The organism is Mesorhizobium sp. M7A.F.Ca.US.005.03.2.1 (genome assembly GCF_003997795.1).
In the GTDB taxonomy this organism is placed as follows: domain Bacteria; phylum Pseudomonadota; class Alphaproteobacteria; order Rhizobiales; family Rhizobiaceae; genus Mesorhizobium; species Mesorhizobium ciceri.
The window spans coordinates 1-1,016 of the sequence record NZ_RZRP01001348.1 but is presented as its reverse complement, the minus strand read 5'-3'; the positions used below and the strand labels follow the sequence as shown (position 1 = coordinate 1,016).

Sequence of the window (1,016 nt, the reverse complement as noted above, 5' to 3'; positions counted from 1 at the left end):
GGCCTCTCCAACATGATCCTCGATGATGGCGGCGACGCCACCATGTACATCCTGATCGGCGCGGACGTGCTGTCCAACCCGCAGAGCGAGGAAGAGGAATATTTCTACGCCCAGGTCAAGAAGCGCCTGAAGGCTTCGCCCGGCTTCTTCACCAAGCAGAAGGCGGCGATCCGCGGCGTCACCGAAGAGACGACCACCGGCGTCAACCGCCTCTACCAGCTGCAGAAGAAGGGCCTGCTGCCCTTCCCCGCAATCAACGTCAACGACTCGGTCACCAAGTCGAAGTTCGACAACAAGTATGGCTGCAAGGAATCGCTGGTCGACGGCATCCGCCGCGGCACCGACACGATGATGGCCGGCAAGGTCGCTGTCGTGTGCGGTTATGGCGACGTCGGCAAGGGCTCGTCGGCCTCGCTCAAGGGCGCCGGCGCCCGCGTCAAGGTCACCGAGGTCGATCCGATCTGCGCCCTGCAGGCGGCGATGGACGGTTTTGAAGTCGTCACGCTGGAAGATGCGGCCCCCACCGCCGATATCGTCATCACCACCACCGGCAACAAGGATGTCGTCACCCTCGACCATATGCGCTCTATGAAGGACATGGTCATCGTCGGCAACATCGGCCATTTCGATAATGAGATCCAGGTCGCCGCGCTGCGCAATTTGAAATGGACCAACGTCAAGCCGCAGGTCGATATGATCACCTTCGCGGACGGCAAGCGGATGATCCTTTTGTCGGAAGGACGGCTGCTCAATCTCGGCAACGCCACCGGCCACCCGAGCTTCGTCATGTCGGCATCCTTCACCAACCAGGTGCTGGCGCAGATCGAGCTCTACACCAAGCCCGGCCAGTACGAGAACCAGGTCTATGTCCTGCCCAAGCATCTCGACGAAAAGGTCGCCCGCCTGCATCTCGACAAGCTCGGCGCCCGCCTGACCGAACTGTCGGGTGAACAGGCCGCCTATATCGGCGTCACGCCGCAGGGTCCGTTCAAGCCGGAACACTACCGCTATTAACC

At 61.4% G+C, this 1,016-nt stretch carries 1 protein-coding gene; it reads left to right on the top strand.

From position 1 onward, the window contains the following. Window positions 1-1,014 (top strand): adenosylhomocysteinase (locus tag EN991_RS37660; protein WP_127370601.1); only part of this gene is annotated, 1,014 nt, incomplete at its 5' end. Between the last annotated feature and the right edge of the window lie 2 nt (window positions 1,015-1,016).